Raw genomic sequence first — 16,247 nt, 5'->3', positions numbered from 1 at the left:
GTTCGGCTCATCGATGGGTTGAACTGTACGCCGCAGGTGATCAAAGAAAAACCACCCAGTCGCAAACTGACTGTTCCAGTTTTGGAAACAGTGGTGAGGCAGCAGACTGCATGCATTCCATGCGTGGACACCACTAATCGCCAATGCACATACCCAGTTGACGAATCTAGGTATAAATCCCGAGATTCTGGCGAAAATTAGTATGCGTATGGGATTTCAAAGTATCAACTGAGCATCAGAGCATCGGTATCGTTCAGGTCATCAATGCCAGCCATCCGACCGGCGTTGAGTGGCAGATCCCATACCAACTACGCAGGAGACGTTTCGATGCCCCGTTCCACCCGTCCACACACCCGCCTGGCCCTGGCCGTTGCCGCCCTGGCGGCCTCGCTGTGCGGCGCCGCTGCGCATGCGCAGACCGAACTCGTGATTGCCACCGTGAACAACGGCCACATGATCGAGATGCAGAAGCTCTCCAAGAACTTCGAGCAGGCCAACCCCGACATCAAGCTCAAGTGGGTCACGCTCGAAGAAGGCGTGCTGCGCCAGCGCGTGACGACCGACATCGCCACCAAGGGCGGCCAGTTCGACGTGATGACCATTGGCATGTACGAAGCCCCCATCTGGGGCAAAAAGGGCTGGCTGCAGGAGCTCAAGACCGACGCTGCCTACGACGTGGACGACCTGCTGCCCGCCATGCGCAACGGCCTGTCGGTCGATGGCAAGCTGTTCGCCGCCCCGTTCTACGGCGAAAGCTCGATGCTGATGTACCGCAAGGATCTGGCCGACAAGGCCGGCGTGCAGGTGCCCGAGCGCCCCACCTGGCCCCAGATCAAGGACCTGGCGGCCAAGATCCACGACCCCAAGAATGGCGTGTACGGCATCTGCCTGCGCGGCAAGCCGGGTTGGGGCGACAACATGGCCTTCCTGACCACGCTGGTCAACACCTTCGGCGGCCAGTGGTTCGACATGCAGTGGAAGCCGCAGCTCGAATCCAAGCCCTGGAAGGACGCCATCACCTTCTACGTGGACCTGCTCAAGAACTACGGCCCGCCCGGCTCGTCGGCCAACAGCTTCAACGAAATCCTGGCGCTGACCAACTCGGGCAAGTGCGGCATGTGGATCGACGCGACCATCGCCGCCTCCTTCGTGAGCGATCCCAAGCAGTCCAAGGTGGCCGACCAGATGGCGTTTGCCCAGGCCCCCACCATGAACACGCCCAAGGGCGCCAACTGGCTCTGGTCGTGGAATCTGGCCATTCCCGCCGGTTCGAAGAAGGTGGACGCTGCGCAGAAGTTCATCACCTGGTCCACCAGCAAGGAGTACGTGCAGCTCGTGGCCAAGACCAACGGTTGGGCCAACGTGCCCACCGGCACCCGCAAGAGCACCTACGCCAGCCCCGAGTTCCAGAAGGCAGCGCGCTTTGCTGCGGCCGAGAAGGTGGCCATCGACTCGGCCAACCCGACCGATTCGACCCTGCCCAAGAGCCCTTACGTGGGCGTGCAGTTCGCGGCCATCCCTGAGTTCCAGGCCATCGGCATCGCTGTGGGCCAGCAGATGAGCGCGGCCCTGGCCGGCAAGACATCGGTGGATGCGGCCCTCAAGGCGAGCCAGGTGTCTGCCGACCGTGAAATGAAAAAGGGCGGTTACTACAAGTGAGCCGCCGTCCAGCTGCTGAGGGCTGATTAAGGCTGCGACTCCTCGCCGTGCAGATGTGCGGCGGGGAGTTTCGACTCCGAAGGCCCCTGGTGCCGGCTGAATGCCTGCTTCCTACCTTGTCTGGCAACGCCAGATTTCTCCCGGGATTCCCATGAACCGCCTGCTCCCCCGCCTGCTGCTCACGCCAGCCATGGCCACGCTCTTCCTGTGGATGATCGTGCCGCTGGTGATGACGATCTACTTCTCGCTGATCCGCTACAACCTGATGCAGCCGGACCAGACCGGCTTTGCCGGGTTGGAGAACTTCGAGTACTTCGTCACCGACCCTTCGTTCGGCACGGCGGTAGTCAACACGCTGCTGCTGCTCGGTAGCGTGATCCTCATCACGGTGGTGTTCGGTATCGCCATCGCGCTGCTCATCAACGAGCCGTTCGCGGGCCGGGGCATCGTGCGGGTGCTGCTGATCTCGCCGTTCTTCGTCATGCCCACGGTGAATGCGCTGATGTGGAAGAACATGATGATGAACCCCATCTACGGCGTGCTCGCGCAGGTGTGGATGTTCTTCGGCGCGCAGCCGGTGGACTGGCTCACGGACTTGCCGCTGTTCTCGATCATCGTCATGGTTTCCTGGCAGTGGCTGCCGTTTGCCACGCTGATCTTCATGACCTCGCTGCAGAGCATGAACCACGAGCAGCTGGAGGCCTCGCGCATGGACGGCGCCAACTACCTGCAGCAACTGCGCTACCTGTACGTGCCGCACCTGGCGCGCTCGGTGGCCGTAGTGGTGATGATCGAACTCATATTTTTGCTCAGCATCTTCGCCGAGATCTACACCACCACCGGCGGTGGCCCGGGCGATGCGAGCACCAACGTCACCTTTTTGATCTTCAAGCAGGCGCTGCTCAATTTCGATGCGGGCGTGGCCTCTGCCGGCGCGCTGTTCGCGGTGGTGCTGGCCAACATCGCGGCGGTTTTCCTGATCCGCATGGTCGGCAAGAACCTCGATAAGTAAATACAAGAAGAAGGACCACCGACATGACCACCCGACGCCGATCCTCCTACCCCCTGGGCCTGCTGGCCCTGCGCACCGTGGCCGCCTGGGGCGTGGCCCTGCTGTTGTTCTTCCCGCTGGCCTGGCTGCTGCTCACCGCGTTCAAAACCGAGTTGCAGGCCATCGCCGTGCCGCCGCAGCTGTTCTTCGTCCCCACGCTCGAAAACTTCCACGAGGTGCAGGAGCGCAGCGACTACCTGCTGTACGCCAAGAACTCGGTGATCACCAGTGTGCTCTCCACCGTGGTGGGGCTCATGCTGGCCGCACCCGCGGCGTATGCCATGGCCTTCTTCAAGGGCAAGTACACCAAGGACATCCTGATGTGGATGCTCTCCACCAAGATGATGCCCGCCGTGGGCGCGCTGGTGCCCATCTACGTGCTGGCGCAAAAGAGCCACCTGCTCGACACGCAACTGGTGCTGATCATCGTGTTCGCGCTGTCCAACCTGCCCATCATGGTGTGGATGCTGTACTCGCACTTCAAGGACATCCCGCGCGAGATTCTGGAGGCCGCGCGCATGGACGGCGCCACCCTGTGGCAAGAGGTGCGCCTGGTGCTGCTGCCCCTGGGCATGGGCGGCCTGGCCTCCACGGGCCTGCTGTGCCTGGTGCTTTCGTGGAACGAGGCCTTCTGGAGCCTGAACCTGAGCGCCGCCAAGGCCGGCACGCTGGCCACGCTGATCGCCTCGTATTCCAGCCCCGAGGGCCTGTTCTGGGCCAAGCTGTCTGCAGCCTCGCTGATGGCGATTGCGCCCATCGTGGTCTTTGGCTGGTTCAGCCAGAAGCAGCTGGTGCAAGGCCTGACCTTTGGCGCCGTCAAGTAGCGCGCAGCTTTCCCATCTAACGCAATCAAGTTTTCAGGAAACCGATTCCATGGCCTATCTCCAACTGCGCGGCATCGAGAAATTCTTCGGTGAGCACCGCGCCATCAAGGGCATCGACCTCACCATCCAGCAAGGCGAGTTCATCGTCTTCGTCGGCCCCTCGGGCTGCGGCAAGTCCACGTTGCTGCGCCTGATCGCGGGGCTGGAGAACATCGACGGCGGCTCGCTCATGCTCGACGGCCGCGACATCACCGACCAGCCTTCGAGCAAGCGCGACCTGGCCATGGTGTTCCAGAGCTATGCGCTGTACCCGCACATGAGCGTGTACGAGAACATGAGCTTCGCGCTCAAGCTCGCCAAGGTCGACCCGGCCATCGTGCGCGAGAAGGTCGAGCGCGCAGCGGCCATCCTGAACCTCACCACCTACCTGGAGCGCACGCCCAAGGAGCTGTCGGGCGGCCAGCGCCAGCGCGTGGCCATCGGCCGCGCCATCGTGCGCGCGCCCAAGGTGTTTTTGTTCGACGAGCCGCTGTCCAACCTGGACGCGGCCCTGCGCGGCCAGACCCGCGTGGAGATCGCCAAGCTGCACCGCGACCTGGGTGCCACCACCATCTATGTGACGCACGACCAGGTGGAGGCCATGACCCTGGCCGACCGCGTGGTGGTGCTGCGCGACGGGCTCATCGAGCAGGTCGGCACGCCGCTGGAGCTGTACGACAAGCCTGCCAACCAGTTCGTGGCCCAGTTCATCGGCACGCCGCAGATGAACGTGGTGCCCTTGCAGCAGCTGCCCGCGCCGGTGCAGCAGCAGGCCCCGGCGGGTGCGGCGGGCGGTGCCATCGGCCTGCGCCCGGAAAACATCGCGGTGCGCAGCATCGGCACGACGCCGGTGAGCGGGCAGGTGGACCTGATCGAAGCACTGGGCGCCGAAACGCTGATCTACGTGAGCACGCCCGGCGGTGCGCAGTTCGTCTCGCGCCAGAACGACCGCACCGGCCTGCGCGCGGGCGATGCGGTGAGCCTGGACATCGACGCCTCGCAGGCGCACTGGTTCGACCCGGCGGGCCACGTCGTGGCGGGGCAGGGCGCGTGACCGCCGTGCATCCACTGCAGGGGCAGGTGGCCGCCATCACCGGCGCGGCCTCGGGCATCGGCTTTGCCAGCGCGAAGGCGATGGCGGATGCCGGTGCGCGCGTGGTGCTGATCGACCGGGACGAGGTGGCGCTGGCCAGGGCCTGCGCCGCCATCGGCGAGAGCGCTTTGCCGCTGGTGCTGGACCTGCTCGATGCGAAACAGTGCGCCAGCCTGCTGGCGCGCACGCTGGCCATCGCCGGCCAGCTCGACATCTTCCACGCCAACGCGGGGCTCTACGTCGGGGGCGATCTGGTCGATGCCGATCCCGACGCCATCGACCGCATGCTGCAGCTCAACGTCAACGTGGTGATGAAGAACGTGCACAACGTGCTGCCCCACATGATCGAGCGCGGCCGCGGGGACATCATCGTGACGAGCTCGCTCGCCGCCCACTTCCCTACGCCGTGGGAGCCCGTCTACGCCTCGTCCAAGTGGGCGGTGAACTGCTTCGTGCAGACCGTGCGCCGCCAGGTGTTCAAGCACGGCATCCGCGTGGGGGCCATCTCTCCGGGCCCGGTCATCACCTCGCTGCTGGCCGACTGGCCCGCTGAAAAGCTCGAAGAGGCCAAGGCCAATGGCAGCCTCATCGAGGCCGCCGAAGTGGCCGAGGTGGTGCTGTTCATGCTGACCCGGCCGCGCGGCATGACCATCCGCGACGTGGTGATGATGCCCACCAATTTCGACCTCTGATGCGGATGTGCCTTCAACCGTATAACGTCGTTGGGTCGCCTTGCCGTGCTACAGCACTGTCTGCGGCTTCCCGCCTAGTTATCCGGTCGAATGCAAATCCGCGAGAGCTCTCCACAATTCCTTGCATTCACGCACCATGAATTTCATCCTGCACCTGGGCCTGGGCTCGTTCCACCGTGCCCACCAGGCCGTCTACGTTCACGAACTGCGCCAGTCGGGCGACATGGGCTGGGCCATCGTGGGTGGCAACCTTCGCCCCGACATGGCCGAGACCATCGCGGCGCTTGAGGCCCAGGGCGGGCGCTACACGCTGGAAACCGTCACGCCGCAGGGAGCGCGCAGTTACACCCGCATCGAGTCGATCGAGCGCGTCATCGCCTACCAGGACGATCTGGCCCCGCTGATCGCCGCCGGAGCCGATGCCGCCACGCGCATCATCTCGTTCACCGTGACCGAGGCCGGCTATTACCTGGATGCCGACAACCAGCTCGACTGGTCCACGTTCCCGGACCTGCGCGCCGATCTCGCGGCCGTGCAGGCCGGCCGGGCGGGCCACAGCATCTACGGCGCCCTGGTGAGTATCCTGCGCGCGCGCATGCTCGCCGGTGCCGGCCCTGTGACGCTGATGAACTGCGACAACCTGCGCCACAACGGCGAGCGCTCGCGCGGCGGCCTGCTGCAGTTCATCGACGCGCTGGGCGATGCTGCGCTCAAGGCTTGGGTGCTTGCGAACACCCGTAGCCCCAACGCCATGGTTGACCGCATCACGCCGCGCCCCACACCCGACGTGGCCGAGCGCGTGAAGGCCGCCACCGGCTGGGACGACAAGGCGGCGCTCATGGGCGAGAGCTTCATCCAGTGGGTGATCGAGGACCAGTTCATTGCCGGGCGCCCTGCGTGGGAGAAGGTGGGCGTGGAGATGGTGGACTCGGTGCAGGCCTACGAGGAGGCCAAGATCCGCCTGCTCAACGCCACCCACAGCTGCATCGCCTGGGCGGGCACGCTGGCGGGCTACCGGTACATCCACGAAGGCACGCACGACGCCGCCATCCGCCAGATGGCCTACGACTACGTGACCGACGATGCGATCCCCGTGCTCCACACCCCTGAGCAGCCGTGCCCCATCGACCTGGAGCGGTACCGCGACGTGGTGCTGGACCGCTTCGGCAACCCCGCCATCGCCGACACCAACCAGCGCGTGGCCATGGATGCGTTCTCCAAGATCCCCGGCATGATCGCGCCCACTATCCGCGACCAGCTGGCGCGCCATGGTTCGTTCGACAGCGTCGCCATGCTGCCGGCGCTGTTCCTGGCCTACCTGCAGCGCTGGCATGCCGGGCAGATCCCCTACGACTACCAGGACCAGGCCATGGACCCGGCCGTGGCGCATGCGATCTGCGATGCGGCCGACCCGGTCGCCGCCTACGCCGCCGATGCGACGCTCTGGGGCGAGATGGCCTCGGACCCGCGCCTGGTCGCCACGCTGCGCAAGGCCTTCGCGCGCGTGCAGGCGTTTGTGGCGGAACGTGCAAAATCGCAGGGGTAAATTGAGCGGCTTGCCCACAGGAATGACGCCATGACCGTGAAGACGACGCCTGTCTCCCCACGCCAGACCAAGCCCGAGCTGGAGCACGACTATGTGCGATCGCCCGAGCTGGGCTATGAGCCGCCGGAAACCGTGGGCTTCATCCGCTGCCTGTCGCACGGTTTTCCGACGCCGCTGGCGCGCTGGCACTACCACGACGAGTACGAACTGCACCTGATCACCGCTACTTCGGGCAAGGTGTTCGTGGGGGACTGGATCGGCCAGTTCCAGCCGGGCCATCTGGTGCTGACTGGGCCGCGCCTGCCGCACAACTGGATCAGCATGGACCTGCCCGAGGGCGGCGTGCCGCTGCGCGACCTGGTGATCCAGTTCTCGCACGCCCCGCTCATGGCCAGCAGCGAGAGCATCCCTGAACTGCGAGAGGTGCTGCCCCTGCTGGAGCGGGCCCGCCACGGAATCGAGTTCTTTGGCATGGAGGCGCAGGCACAGGAGCACTGGCAGCGCATCAAGGCCCGCCAGGGGCTGGCCCGGTTCGGCGCGTTCTGTGAATTCCTGAGCGACCTTGCCCGCTGCACAGATTTTCGGCTGCTGTCGAGCACGCAGCTGCAAAGCGAGGACAACGACACCCAGCTCGACCAGATCAATGCCGTCGTGAGCCGCATCACCGACCACCTGGCAGAGCCCCTGTCGGCCGCCGACCTGGCGCAGGAACTGGGCATGACCGAGAGCCGCTTCTCGCGCTTCTTCCGCCGGGCCACGGGCAACACCTTCACCGATTTCGTGAACCTGGTGCGCGTGAACCGCGCCTGCCAGCTGCTCATGGAGTCCGAGCGCTACATCACCCACATCGCCTACGACGTGGGTTTCAACAACATGGCCAACTTCAACCGCCGCTTTCTGGACATCAAGGGCATGACGCCCAGCGAATACCGCAAGCAGGGTGCGGGCCGCTTCGGGATCAAGGCATGACAGTGCTTTCCCCCGTGTTTCAGGAATAGTGCATGTACCTGGGTATCGATCTGGGCACCTCGGGTGTCAAGTTGCTGTTGCTGGGCGAAGACCAGCAGGTGCATGCCGTGGCCGATGCCCCCGTGCCCCAGCACCGGCCGCAGCCGACCTGGAGCGAGCAGCACCCGGCCCACTGGCTGGCCGCTACCGAAACCGCCGTGGCGCAGCTGCGTGCGCAGGCGCCCGATGCCTGGGCGCAGGTGCGCGGCGTGGGCCTGTCGGGCCACATGCACGGCGCCGTGGTGCTGGGCGCGCAGGGCGAGGTGCTGCGCCCCGCCATCCTCTGGAACGATGGCCGCGCGGCGGCCGAATGCGCCGAGCTGGAGCAGGCCGTGCCCGCCTCGCGGGAGATCACCGGCAATCTGGCCATGCCCGGCTTTACCGCGCCCAAGCTGCTGTGGCTGCGCAAGCACGAGCCTGAAGTGTTTGCGCGCATCCGCAGCGTGCTGCTGCCCAAGGACTGGCTGCGCCTGCAGCTCACGGGCGATGCGGTGAGCGACATGTCCGATGCCTCGGGCACCCTGTGGCTGGACGTGGCGCGCCGCGATTGGAGCGACACCCTGATCGCTGCCTGCGGACTGACCCGTGCCCACATGCCCCGCCTGGCCGAGGGCAGCGAGGCCACTGGCGTGCTGCGCGCCGACGTGGCCGCTCGCTGGGGCCTACCCGCCGGAGTGACCATGGCCGGCGGCGGCGGTGACAACGCCGCCAGTGCGGTGGGCGTGGGGGCGCGCCAGGCGGGGCAGGGCTTTGTCTCGCTGGGTACCTCGGGCGTGGTGTTCCGGGTGTCCGACCGGTTTGCGCCCGCTACCGAGCGTGCCGTGCATGCCTTCGCCCATGCGCTGCCTGGCCGCTGGCACCAGATGTCCGTCATGCTCAGCGCGGCCAGTGCCTTCGGCTGGCTGGCCCGCATCACCGGGCAGTCCGAGGTACAGCTGTCCACCGCGGTGCAGGGCATGGACCTGGCGCGCCATGCGCAGGCTCCGCTCTTTCTGCCCTACCTGAGCGGCGAGCGCACGCCCCACAACAACGCGGCCGCCACCGGCGTCTTCATGGGCCTGCGCGCCGAGCACGATGCGACCGACATGGCCTGCGCCGTGATGGAGGGCGTGGGCTTTGGCCTCATGGACGGACTGCAGGCCATGCAGGCAGCGGCGGGCGAGGTGGAGGGGCCTTCAGACGCATCCCTCACCCTGGTCGGCGGTGGTGCCCGCAGCGATGCCTGGGCCCAACTGCTGGCCAGCGGCCTGGGCTGCACGCTGGAGCGGCCGCGGGGGGGCCATGCTGCTGCAGCCCTGGGCGCCGCGCGCCTGGCCGCCATGGCCTGCGGTGGCGACGAAGCGCTGTGGTGCCAGGGCCTTCCGGCCGAGGACCGCTTTACCCCCCAGCCCGCGCAGCAGGCGCTGTTGCAGGAGCGCCATGCGCGCTTCAAGGCGCTGTACCCTGCGCTGTTGCCCCATTTCTGATTGACCGTCGCTTTCTTGTTTTCCTGACCACGCCATGCCCACTTCCTCCCCCGTCCAGGTCGCCATTGCCGGCGAAGCACTGATCGACCTCATTGGCCGTGCCGACGGCAACTACGAGCCCTGCCTGGGCGGCGCGCTGTACAACCTGGGCCGGGCGCTGGCGCGCCAGGGCGTGGGCACGCAGTACCTCAACCCCCTGTCACGCGACCGCTGGGGCCGTGAACTCGCGTCGCAGCTCGCGGCCGATGGCGTGCAACTGGCCCTGCCCACACCCGTGGGCGAGGTCACCTCGCTGGCCGTGGTCAACCTCACCGAGCACGGCCACCCCGACTACGCCTTCTACCGCGAAGGCGTGGCCGACCGCACCGTGAGCGCTGCGGGGCTCAACGCCGCCTGTGCTGCGCATGGCGGCGCACTGCAGCTGATCTGCACCGGCGCCCTGGCCCTGGATGCGCGCGATGCCGCCATCTACCTGCCCTGGCTGCAGGCCCAGCGCGCCGCCGGCTGCTGCGTGGTGGTGGACGCCAACCTGCGCCCCTCCGTCATGCCCGACCTGCCCGCCTACCGCGCCCAGGTCCACGCGGCCCTGGCCGAGGCGCACATCATCAAGGCCAGCGACGAAGACCTGGACCACCTGCAGGTGCCCGGCACTGGTACCCTGGAGCGCGCTCGCCACCTGCTGGCTGCCAACCCCCGCGCCCGCCTCATGGCACTGACCCTGGGCGGCGAGGGCGCCTGGCTGCTGCAGCAAGGGGAGGGTGCTGCCCAATGGTTTGCCAAGGAAGCCCAGCCCCTGGCCGTGGTCGATACCGTGGGGGCTGGCGACAGCTTTCTCGCGGGCCTGCTCGCCTACCTGCTGCGCGCCCATGCGCAACAGGACGGTTCGGCACCTGCTGGCATGGCCGACTTCATCGCGGCCCTGCCTGCAGCGGTGTACCCGCAGGCCCTGCGCCACGCCCTGGCCAGCGCCAGCCTGTGCGTGCAGGAGCGTGGCTGCGTGCCGCCGGTTTGGCAGGCAGCGCAGGATTGGGCGGGGCAGCACCCAGCGGTGGATCAACTGCCCTGAACCCTGGGCACCCAGGGGATGGCCCTTGCTCATGCCGCTGGCATGGCCAATGCGTGACGCACCATGATCGTGTACAGCGCTCCCGTCGCTGTCTCCAGGTGCGAGGCGAGGGCTTGAAACCCCGCGCGGGCATAGAACTTCTCGTTGCGCCCAGAGAACGTCTCCAGGTAGCAAGCCACGCTCGCCTGGTCCGCCGCTGCCAGCGTAGGCGCCAGCAGCTGGGCACCAAGGCCCAGGCCCTGCGATGCGGGGGCTATGCCCAGGATGGACAGGTACCAAGCACCCTCCAGCCCGACACCGCTGGCGCGCTGGCCCATGAAGGCGATGATCTGGCGGTAGTTGTCCATGCCGCGCGGGCCCAGCACGGTCTGCAGATGGTCCACCTTGGCCTGTGCATCGGCCGCTTCGGCATCGGCAGCGCGGGGCAGGGTCCACAGCGCTGCACCCAGACGCTCGTCCTGCAGCAGTGTGCATTGGCCGCCGCGCTGTGCCTCGCGCAGCGAGTAGTCCAGGTACTGCGATAGCACCGCCCGGCGCCCCTGCGCATCGCGCGCGAAGTCGGCCGTGATGGCCAGGTAAAAGGGGTCGTCGGCCAACGATGCGGCCAAGGCGGGGACTGAGGGGTGAAGGGCAGAGGAGGGCATGGGCGTGGAAGTTAGCAGATTGCCGGGGCGTGAGCGCCGTGCGGCGCTCAATGCTGTGGCTCCACCTGGGGCAGAAACTCCACCCCCGTTCGCTTCACCAGCTCTTGGTAGCTTATGGGCGGGCCCGCCCGTTCACCCTCGCGGTTGGCCTGCCAGTGCGCCCAGGCGCGCTGCGTGCTGGCGTCGTACACCAGCTTGAACAGGTAGGCCGGCACGCGCACCTTGCTGGCGCCGATGGCGGGGCTCTCGGCCGTGAAGACCGGGCCGGTGATCACGTACACGTCGCCTCGGGCGCGCAGCACATAGCGCCGCGTGTCCTGCTCGATGCGGGCCCAGGGGCCGCCGTTCTGCCTGGGGTCCTGCGGCACCATGTTGGCCAGCGAGAAGCTCTGCGCCATGGCCGTGGGGGTGGACATGTCGGCCGCCGGTGCCATGTGCCCGCGGCTGTACCCCGAGCGCTTGTAGTCGTCGAGTTCGGCGCGCTCGCCGCGGGGCAGGCGGGCATCGGCAAAGAACTTGTTCGAGCGTTTTTCGTCAGCGCCTTCCAGCACCTGGCGGTTCAGGCGCTGGGCCACATAGACGGGTGTGCGCGTCTCGCCGCTGTGCAGCACGGCAAAGGCCTCGTAGCACAGCTCGCGCTGCTGGGCGCGGCGCGGCACCGGCGGCGGCTTGCCGCCCACGAAGAACTGCGGGCAATGCACGAAGCCCGTGGGCTGCGCGCTGCGCAGGCCGGCGATGCTGTCGAGAAAGGTGGAGGGAGTACGGGCGAGAGAGGGGGCAGCGGCGCCAAGCACCAGCGCCAGGGCCGTGGCCCCACGCGCGGCGCGGGGCCAGGAAAAAAGCAGATTCAAAACAGGGTGTCAAAGCAGCGAAAAGGGCGCTGATTGGACCACCGCTGTAGGCCTGTTTTGGCCTTACGGGCTGCAGTGCTGCAAGGTTTTTCTGCTGCTTGCAGCGCTTACGTTTGGAGGCAGGAAATGGAGCCCATCAAAGCTCTTTTGCGTAGACGATGAACCCATGGTGCTTGGCCACTTTGTCGTACAGCAGGCGACCTGCCGCATTGGTCTCCTGCGTCTGCCAGTACACGCGCGAAGAGCCGGCTGCGCGGGCCTGTTCGTACACGGCTTCGATCAGCAGGCGGCCGACGCCACGCCCGCGCGCGGCCTCGCGGGTGAACAGGTCGCTCAGGTAGCAGACCGGCTCGATGCGCGTCATGCTGCGGTGGTACAGATAGTGGGTCAGTCCCAGCAGCGCGCCGCTGCCTTCCTCTTGTGCCACCAGGCAGTGCACCGGCTCGGCCGGGTCGAGGAAGCGCTGCCAGGTGCTGGCCGTGATGTGCTCTGGCAGTGCCGTGGCACCAAAGCGCCCATAGAAGGCGTTGTAGCCGTCCCAGAGCGGGCGCCAGGCAGCGTAGTCCTCTGCAGTGACGGGGCGGACGGATACCGGGGCAGCAGTCATGCGGGGCTCCTGCAAAGGGTAGGGGGTCAGCGGTTGAGCACGCGCCCGGGGTTCATGGTGCCTTGAGGGTCCAGCGCCTGCTTGACGGCGCGCATCATCGACAGGGCCACGGGCGACTGGTACTTCTCGAGCTTGTCGGCCTTGAGTTCGCCGATGCCATGCTCGGCCGAGAAGGAGCCGCTGAACTCGGCCACTGCGTCGTACACCAGCTGGTGCACATGCTCCTCGTGGTCGCGCAGAAAGGCCTTGGGATCGCCTTCCACGGGCGCCTGCACGTTGTAGTGCAGGTTGCCATCACCCAGGTGGCCGAAGTGGACCAGGCGCACGCCGGGGATCTCGCGGCGCAGCACGGCATCGGTGTGGGCCACGAAGGCGGGGATGCGCGAGATCTGGATGGAGATGTCGTGCTTGATGTTCAGGCCTTCTTCGGCCTGCGCCAGGGGGATGTTCTCGCGGATGTGCCACAGCTGCTGCGCCTGGGTGAGGTTTTCGGCCACCACGGCGTCGGTCACGCAGCTGGCCTCGAAGGCGGTTTCCAGCAATGCCTCGAAGCGGCCGCGCGCATGCGCTTCGGATTCGCTGTCGGAGTTTTCGAGCAGTACGCACCAGGGCGCGTTCTCGTCGCCCAGGAAGGGCACGCGCAGCTGCGGCATGTGCTTGCCCACCAGGCTCAGCGCGAACTGGCCCATCACCTCGAAGCCCGTGAGGCCCGCGCCCAGGTGCTTGTGCGCCAGGCCCAGCAGGGCCACGGCATGTTCCATGGACGGCACGGCGGCCCAGGCCGTAAGGCGGGCGGCGGGCTCGGGGTAGAGCTTGAGCGTGGCGGCAGTGATGATGCCCAGCGTGCCTTCGCTGCCGATGAACAGGTCGCGCAGGTCGTAGCCGGTGTTGTCCTTGCGCAGGCCCTTCAAGCCATCCCACACCTCGCCCTGGGCGGTGACGACTTCCAGGCCCAGGCACAGGTCGCGCGCATTGCCGTAGCGCACCACCTGCGTGCCGCCGGCGTTGGTGCCCAGGTTGCCGCCGATGGTGCAGCTGCCCTCGGCCGCGAGCGACAGGGGGAACAGCACGCCCGCGTTCTGCGCCACGTCCTGCAGGTTCTGCAGGATGCAGCCGGCCTCCACCGTCATCGTCAGGTTGTCGGTGTCGATGCTGCGCACGGCGTTCATGCGCGTGAGGCTCAGCACCACCTGCGTGCCGCTGTCGTCGGGCGTGGAGCCCACCGCCAGGCCGGTGTTGCCGCCCTGCGGCACGATGGCCGTGCCGGCTGCCGCACAGGCCTTGACCACGGCGGCCACTTCCGGCGTGCTGGCGGGGCGTACCACGGCCAGGGCCTTGCCGCGCACGCGGCGGCGCCAGTCCTGCTCCCAGGCGGTCAGGTCGCCATCGGTCAGCACGTGGGCCGGTCCGACCAGGGTGCGCAGGGTGTCGATGAGGGTGGTGGTCATGTCTTGGGCCTTTCGTCTACAGCGGTCAGGGCTGCTGCCGGGGGCGGGCGCCGGGGCATTGCAGCGTGATGGTGGATTGTCGGGTGGGCTTGTATCGTCTCAGGCGGCAGGGGATGGCGCCTGCCCTTCCTGCAATTCATTGGCGGCCGCCATGGCCTTGGCATTGCGCTGGCGCAGCCGCACGTGCAGCGTGCAGGCCGTGAACAGCGCCAGGCACAGCAGCACCTCGACCCAGGCCAGCCACTGCGACGGCGGCTTGTCGCCCCAGCCGCGCACCACGCCCTCGGTGAAGTACAGCCAGATCACCAGGCTCACCCAGCGGTAGGTGTACATGCGGTTCTTGAGGATGCCGGCCAGCGGAATGCACAGCGGCAGCGCCTTCAGGGCAATCCATGAGCCGCCAGGGCGCACGGGGGCCAGCACCAGCTCCCAGGCCAGGCACAGCACGATCAGCGCTATCACGCTGCCGGTGGCCACCCAGCGGGTGGCGGCAATGGCGTGGTCGGAGACGGGGAGGGAAGCGGTCATCGGTGGCGGCGCAGCAGTTGGAAGTCGGTGGATGGCGCAGAGGCGCAAAAATCGTTCGTTGGTCCGGGTGCGGCGGGCGGGCTCAGCGGGCAGCCATGGCCATTGTGCTTGCGGCCCGCAGCGCGCTTGGGCCCACAATGCGCGGTGTATGTCGCCTGCCCGCATATTCATTGCGATGCAGCGTTTTCACACCCCCTGTGGCCCCTTGCCGGGCCTAGGATCATATCGGCCATGCCCTTGACCTTGCAGACTGTAGCCTCGCGCATCGAAGCGCTGATCACGCAGCTGTCGCATTTCCCCTGGAAAACGACGGCACTGACCCTGCGCGAGCGCTTTCGCGAGGACCACCTGGGCCTGACGGCCAGCAGCCTGACCTTCACGACCACGCTGGCGCTGGTGCCCTTCTTCGTGGTGGCACTGGCGGTGTTCACCGCGTTCCCCATCTTCGGCAAGGTGCAGGACGTGCTGCAGCGCTGGCTGGTGGACAGCCTGGTGCCCGACAGCATCTCGCGCCAGGTGCTGGGCTACCTCACGCAGTTTGCCGCCAAGGCCAGCAGCCTGGGCGTGGCGGGCTTCAGCATTTTGCTGGCCACGGCGCTGGCCCTGATCCTCACCATGGACCGCACGCTCAACGACATCTGGCGCGTGCGCCGCCTGCGCCCCCTGGGCCAGCGCGTGCTGATCTACTGGGCCGTGATCACCCTGGGCCCGCTGCTGCTGGGCGTGAGCCTGGCCGTCACCTCGTACGTCATGTCGGCATCGGGGGGGCTCGTGAAGGCACTGCCCAGCGGCGTGCAGCTGCTGTTCGACTCCATCCAGTTCTTCGTGCTCGCCGGCTGCATGGCGGCGCTGTACCACTACGTCCCCAACACCCCCGTGAAATGGCGCCACGCCTGGGCCGGCGGCCTGTTCGTGTCGATCTGCATCGAGCTGGCCAAGCGGGTGCTGGCGATCTATCTGAGCAACGTGCCGACCTACTCGGTGGTGTACGGGGCCTTCGCCACTTTGCCGATCCTGCTGGTGTGGATCTACGTGGCCTGGGTCATCGTGCTGCTGGGTGCGGTGGTCACGGCGTATCTGCCCAGCCTGCTGGCCGGGGTGGCCCGGCGCGGTACCGTGGCGGGGTGGACCTTCCAGCTGGCGGTGGAGGTGCTGCAGGAGCTGTACCTGGCGCGCCGCCATGTGCAGAAGGGCTTGCGCGCGAGCGAGCTGGCGCAACTGCTGCGGCTTGATGTGCTGCAGCTCGAACCGGTGCTTGATGCCCTGCTGTCTCTGGACTGGGTCGGGCAGATCAATGACGCCCAGGCCGACCCGGATGCGGCGGATGTGGAGGAGCCGCGGTATCTGTTGCTGGTGGATCCCTTGGCTACTTCTGCTGAGCCGCTGGTGGAGAAGTTGCTGTTGGAACGGGCGGAGAGTTTGGGGGCGTTCTGGAGCAGTGCGGGGTTGGAGAGGATGAAGGTGGCGGATTTGCTCCGGGGGGCTGTGCGGGGGTGAGCTTGCTTCGTTGGTTGTGGTTTCTGTGTGCCTGGGTTTAGGGCGGGAACCGGGATGTGCGCCCGGCGGCGCACCTACCTTCTTTTGCGTCGCCAAAAGAAGGTAGGCCAAGAAAAGGCGACCCCGCTGCCCGTGTCCCCCTCGCACTGCGTACGAGGGGGCAGCCTGCTATGCTCGGTCCTGGGGTGACGCCGAAGAACTCCCTGCGCTGCCTCTGCGAGGCAGCTG

At 67.0% G+C, this 16,247-nt stretch carries 15 protein-coding genes; 10 read left to right on the top strand and 5 right to left on the bottom strand.

Features of this window, described 5'->3' with window-relative positions; translation table 11 throughout:
• The first annotated feature begins 327 nt into the window (after positions 1-327).
• From ASE28_RS29840 to ASE28_RS29800, 9 genes are all read left to right on the top strand, one after another.
• Positions 328-1,659 carry a sugar ABC transporter substrate-binding protein gene (locus ASE28_RS29840; protein ID WP_057269639.1) on the top strand — a complete coding sequence of 444 codons (1,332 nt, stop codon included), beginning with the start codon at positions 328-330 and terminating at the stop codon, positions 1,657-1,659.
• A gap of 151 nt (positions 1,660-1,810) precedes the next feature.
• Positions 1,811-2,671, top strand: coding sequence for a carbohydrate ABC transporter permease (locus ASE28_RS29835; RefSeq protein ID WP_057269638.1), 861 nt, complete (start codon positions 1,811-1,813; stop codon positions 2,669-2,671).
• Positions 2,672-2,694: 23 nt separating this feature from the next.
• Positions 2,695-3,534 carry a carbohydrate ABC transporter permease gene (locus ASE28_RS29830; protein ID WP_057269637.1) on the top strand — a complete coding sequence of 280 codons (840 nt, stop codon included), beginning with the start codon at positions 2,695-2,697 and terminating at the stop codon, positions 3,532-3,534.
• A gap of 49 nt (positions 3,535-3,583) precedes the next feature.
• Entirely contained in the window at positions 3,584-4,627 is a 1,044-nt protein-coding gene (locus ASE28_RS29825; protein ID WP_057269636.1) for an ABC transporter ATP-binding protein, read from the top strand.
• A complete protein-coding gene (locus tag ASE28_RS29820; RefSeq protein WP_057269635.1) occupies positions 4,624-5,358 on the top strand; it encodes an SDR family oxidoreductase in 735 nt (244 codons plus the stop codon). Before ASE28_RS29825 ends, ASE28_RS29820 begins: the two co-directional genes overlap by 4 nt.
• Before the next feature lie 136 nt (positions 5,359-5,494).
• Complete coding sequence (dalD, locus tag ASE28_RS29815; protein ID WP_057269634.1) at positions 5,495-6,904, top strand: D-arabinitol 4-dehydrogenase; 1,410 nt, start codon at positions 5,495-5,497, stop codon at positions 6,902-6,904.
• 30 nt (positions 6,905-6,934) lie between these two features.
• On the top strand, positions 6,935-7,873 hold the full coding sequence (locus ASE28_RS29810; RefSeq protein ID WP_057269633.1) for an AraC family transcriptional regulator: 939 nt from the start codon (positions 6,935-6,937) through the stop codon (positions 7,871-7,873).
• 32 nt (positions 7,874-7,905) lie between these two features.
• A complete protein-coding gene (xylB, locus tag ASE28_RS29805) occupies positions 7,906-9,378 on the top strand; it encodes a xylulokinase (protein ID WP_057269632.1) in 1,473 nt (490 codons plus the stop codon).
• Between the two features lie 34 nt (positions 9,379-9,412).
• Positions 9,413-10,444, top strand: coding sequence for a carbohydrate kinase family protein (locus ASE28_RS29800; protein ID WP_057269631.1), 1,032 nt, complete (start codon positions 9,413-9,415; stop codon positions 10,442-10,444).
• A 29-nt stretch (positions 10,445-10,473) separates the two neighbouring features.
• Here the strand turns inward: ASE28_RS29800 and ASE28_RS29795 are convergent, their stop codons facing one another.
• The 5 genes from ASE28_RS29795 to ASE28_RS29775 all read right to left on the bottom strand — a co-directional run bounded on the left by ASE28_RS29795 (position 10,474) and on the right by ASE28_RS29775 (position 14,522).
• Positions 10,474-11,052, bottom strand: coding sequence for a GNAT family N-acetyltransferase (locus ASE28_RS29795; protein WP_235516249.1), 579 nt, complete (start codon positions 11,050-11,052; stop codon positions 10,474-10,476).
• 83 nt (positions 11,053-11,135) lie between these two features.
• A complete protein-coding gene (locus tag ASE28_RS29790) occupies positions 11,136-11,939 on the bottom strand; it encodes a DNA/RNA non-specific endonuclease (protein WP_057205571.1) in 804 nt (267 codons plus the stop codon).
• A 136-nt stretch (positions 11,940-12,075) separates the two neighbouring features.
• Positions 12,076-12,546: a GNAT family N-acetyltransferase gene (locus ASE28_RS29785; protein WP_057205572.1), complete on the bottom strand. Its 471-nt coding sequence runs from the start codon at positions 12,544-12,546 to the stop codon at positions 12,076-12,078.
• A gap of 26 nt (positions 12,547-12,572) precedes the next feature.
• Entirely contained in the window at positions 12,573-13,994 is a 1,422-nt protein-coding gene (locus ASE28_RS29780; protein ID WP_057269629.1) for an FAD-binding oxidoreductase, read from the bottom strand.
• A 99-nt stretch (positions 13,995-14,093) separates the two neighbouring features.
• Entirely contained in the window at positions 14,094-14,522 is a 429-nt protein-coding gene (locus ASE28_RS29775) for a DUF2069 domain-containing protein (protein WP_057269628.1), read from the bottom strand.
• Positions 14,523-14,753: 231 nt separating this feature from the next.
• On the opposite strand from ASE28_RS29775, the gene ASE28_RS29770 reads away from it, so the two are divergent.
• Entirely contained in the window at positions 14,754-16,019 is a 1,266-nt protein-coding gene (locus ASE28_RS29770; RefSeq protein ID WP_057269627.1) for a YhjD/YihY/BrkB family envelope integrity protein, read from the top strand.
• The last annotated feature ends 228 nt before the right edge of the window (positions 16,020-16,247 follow it).

The sequence above is a fragment of the Acidovorax sp. Root219 genome (assembly GCF_001428665.1).
Classification (GTDB): Bacteria; Pseudomonadota; Gammaproteobacteria; order Burkholderiales; family Burkholderiaceae_C; genus Acidovorax.
Note: the sequence above shows the minus strand (reverse complement) of the source record. Positions and strands in the feature narration are given on the sequence as shown.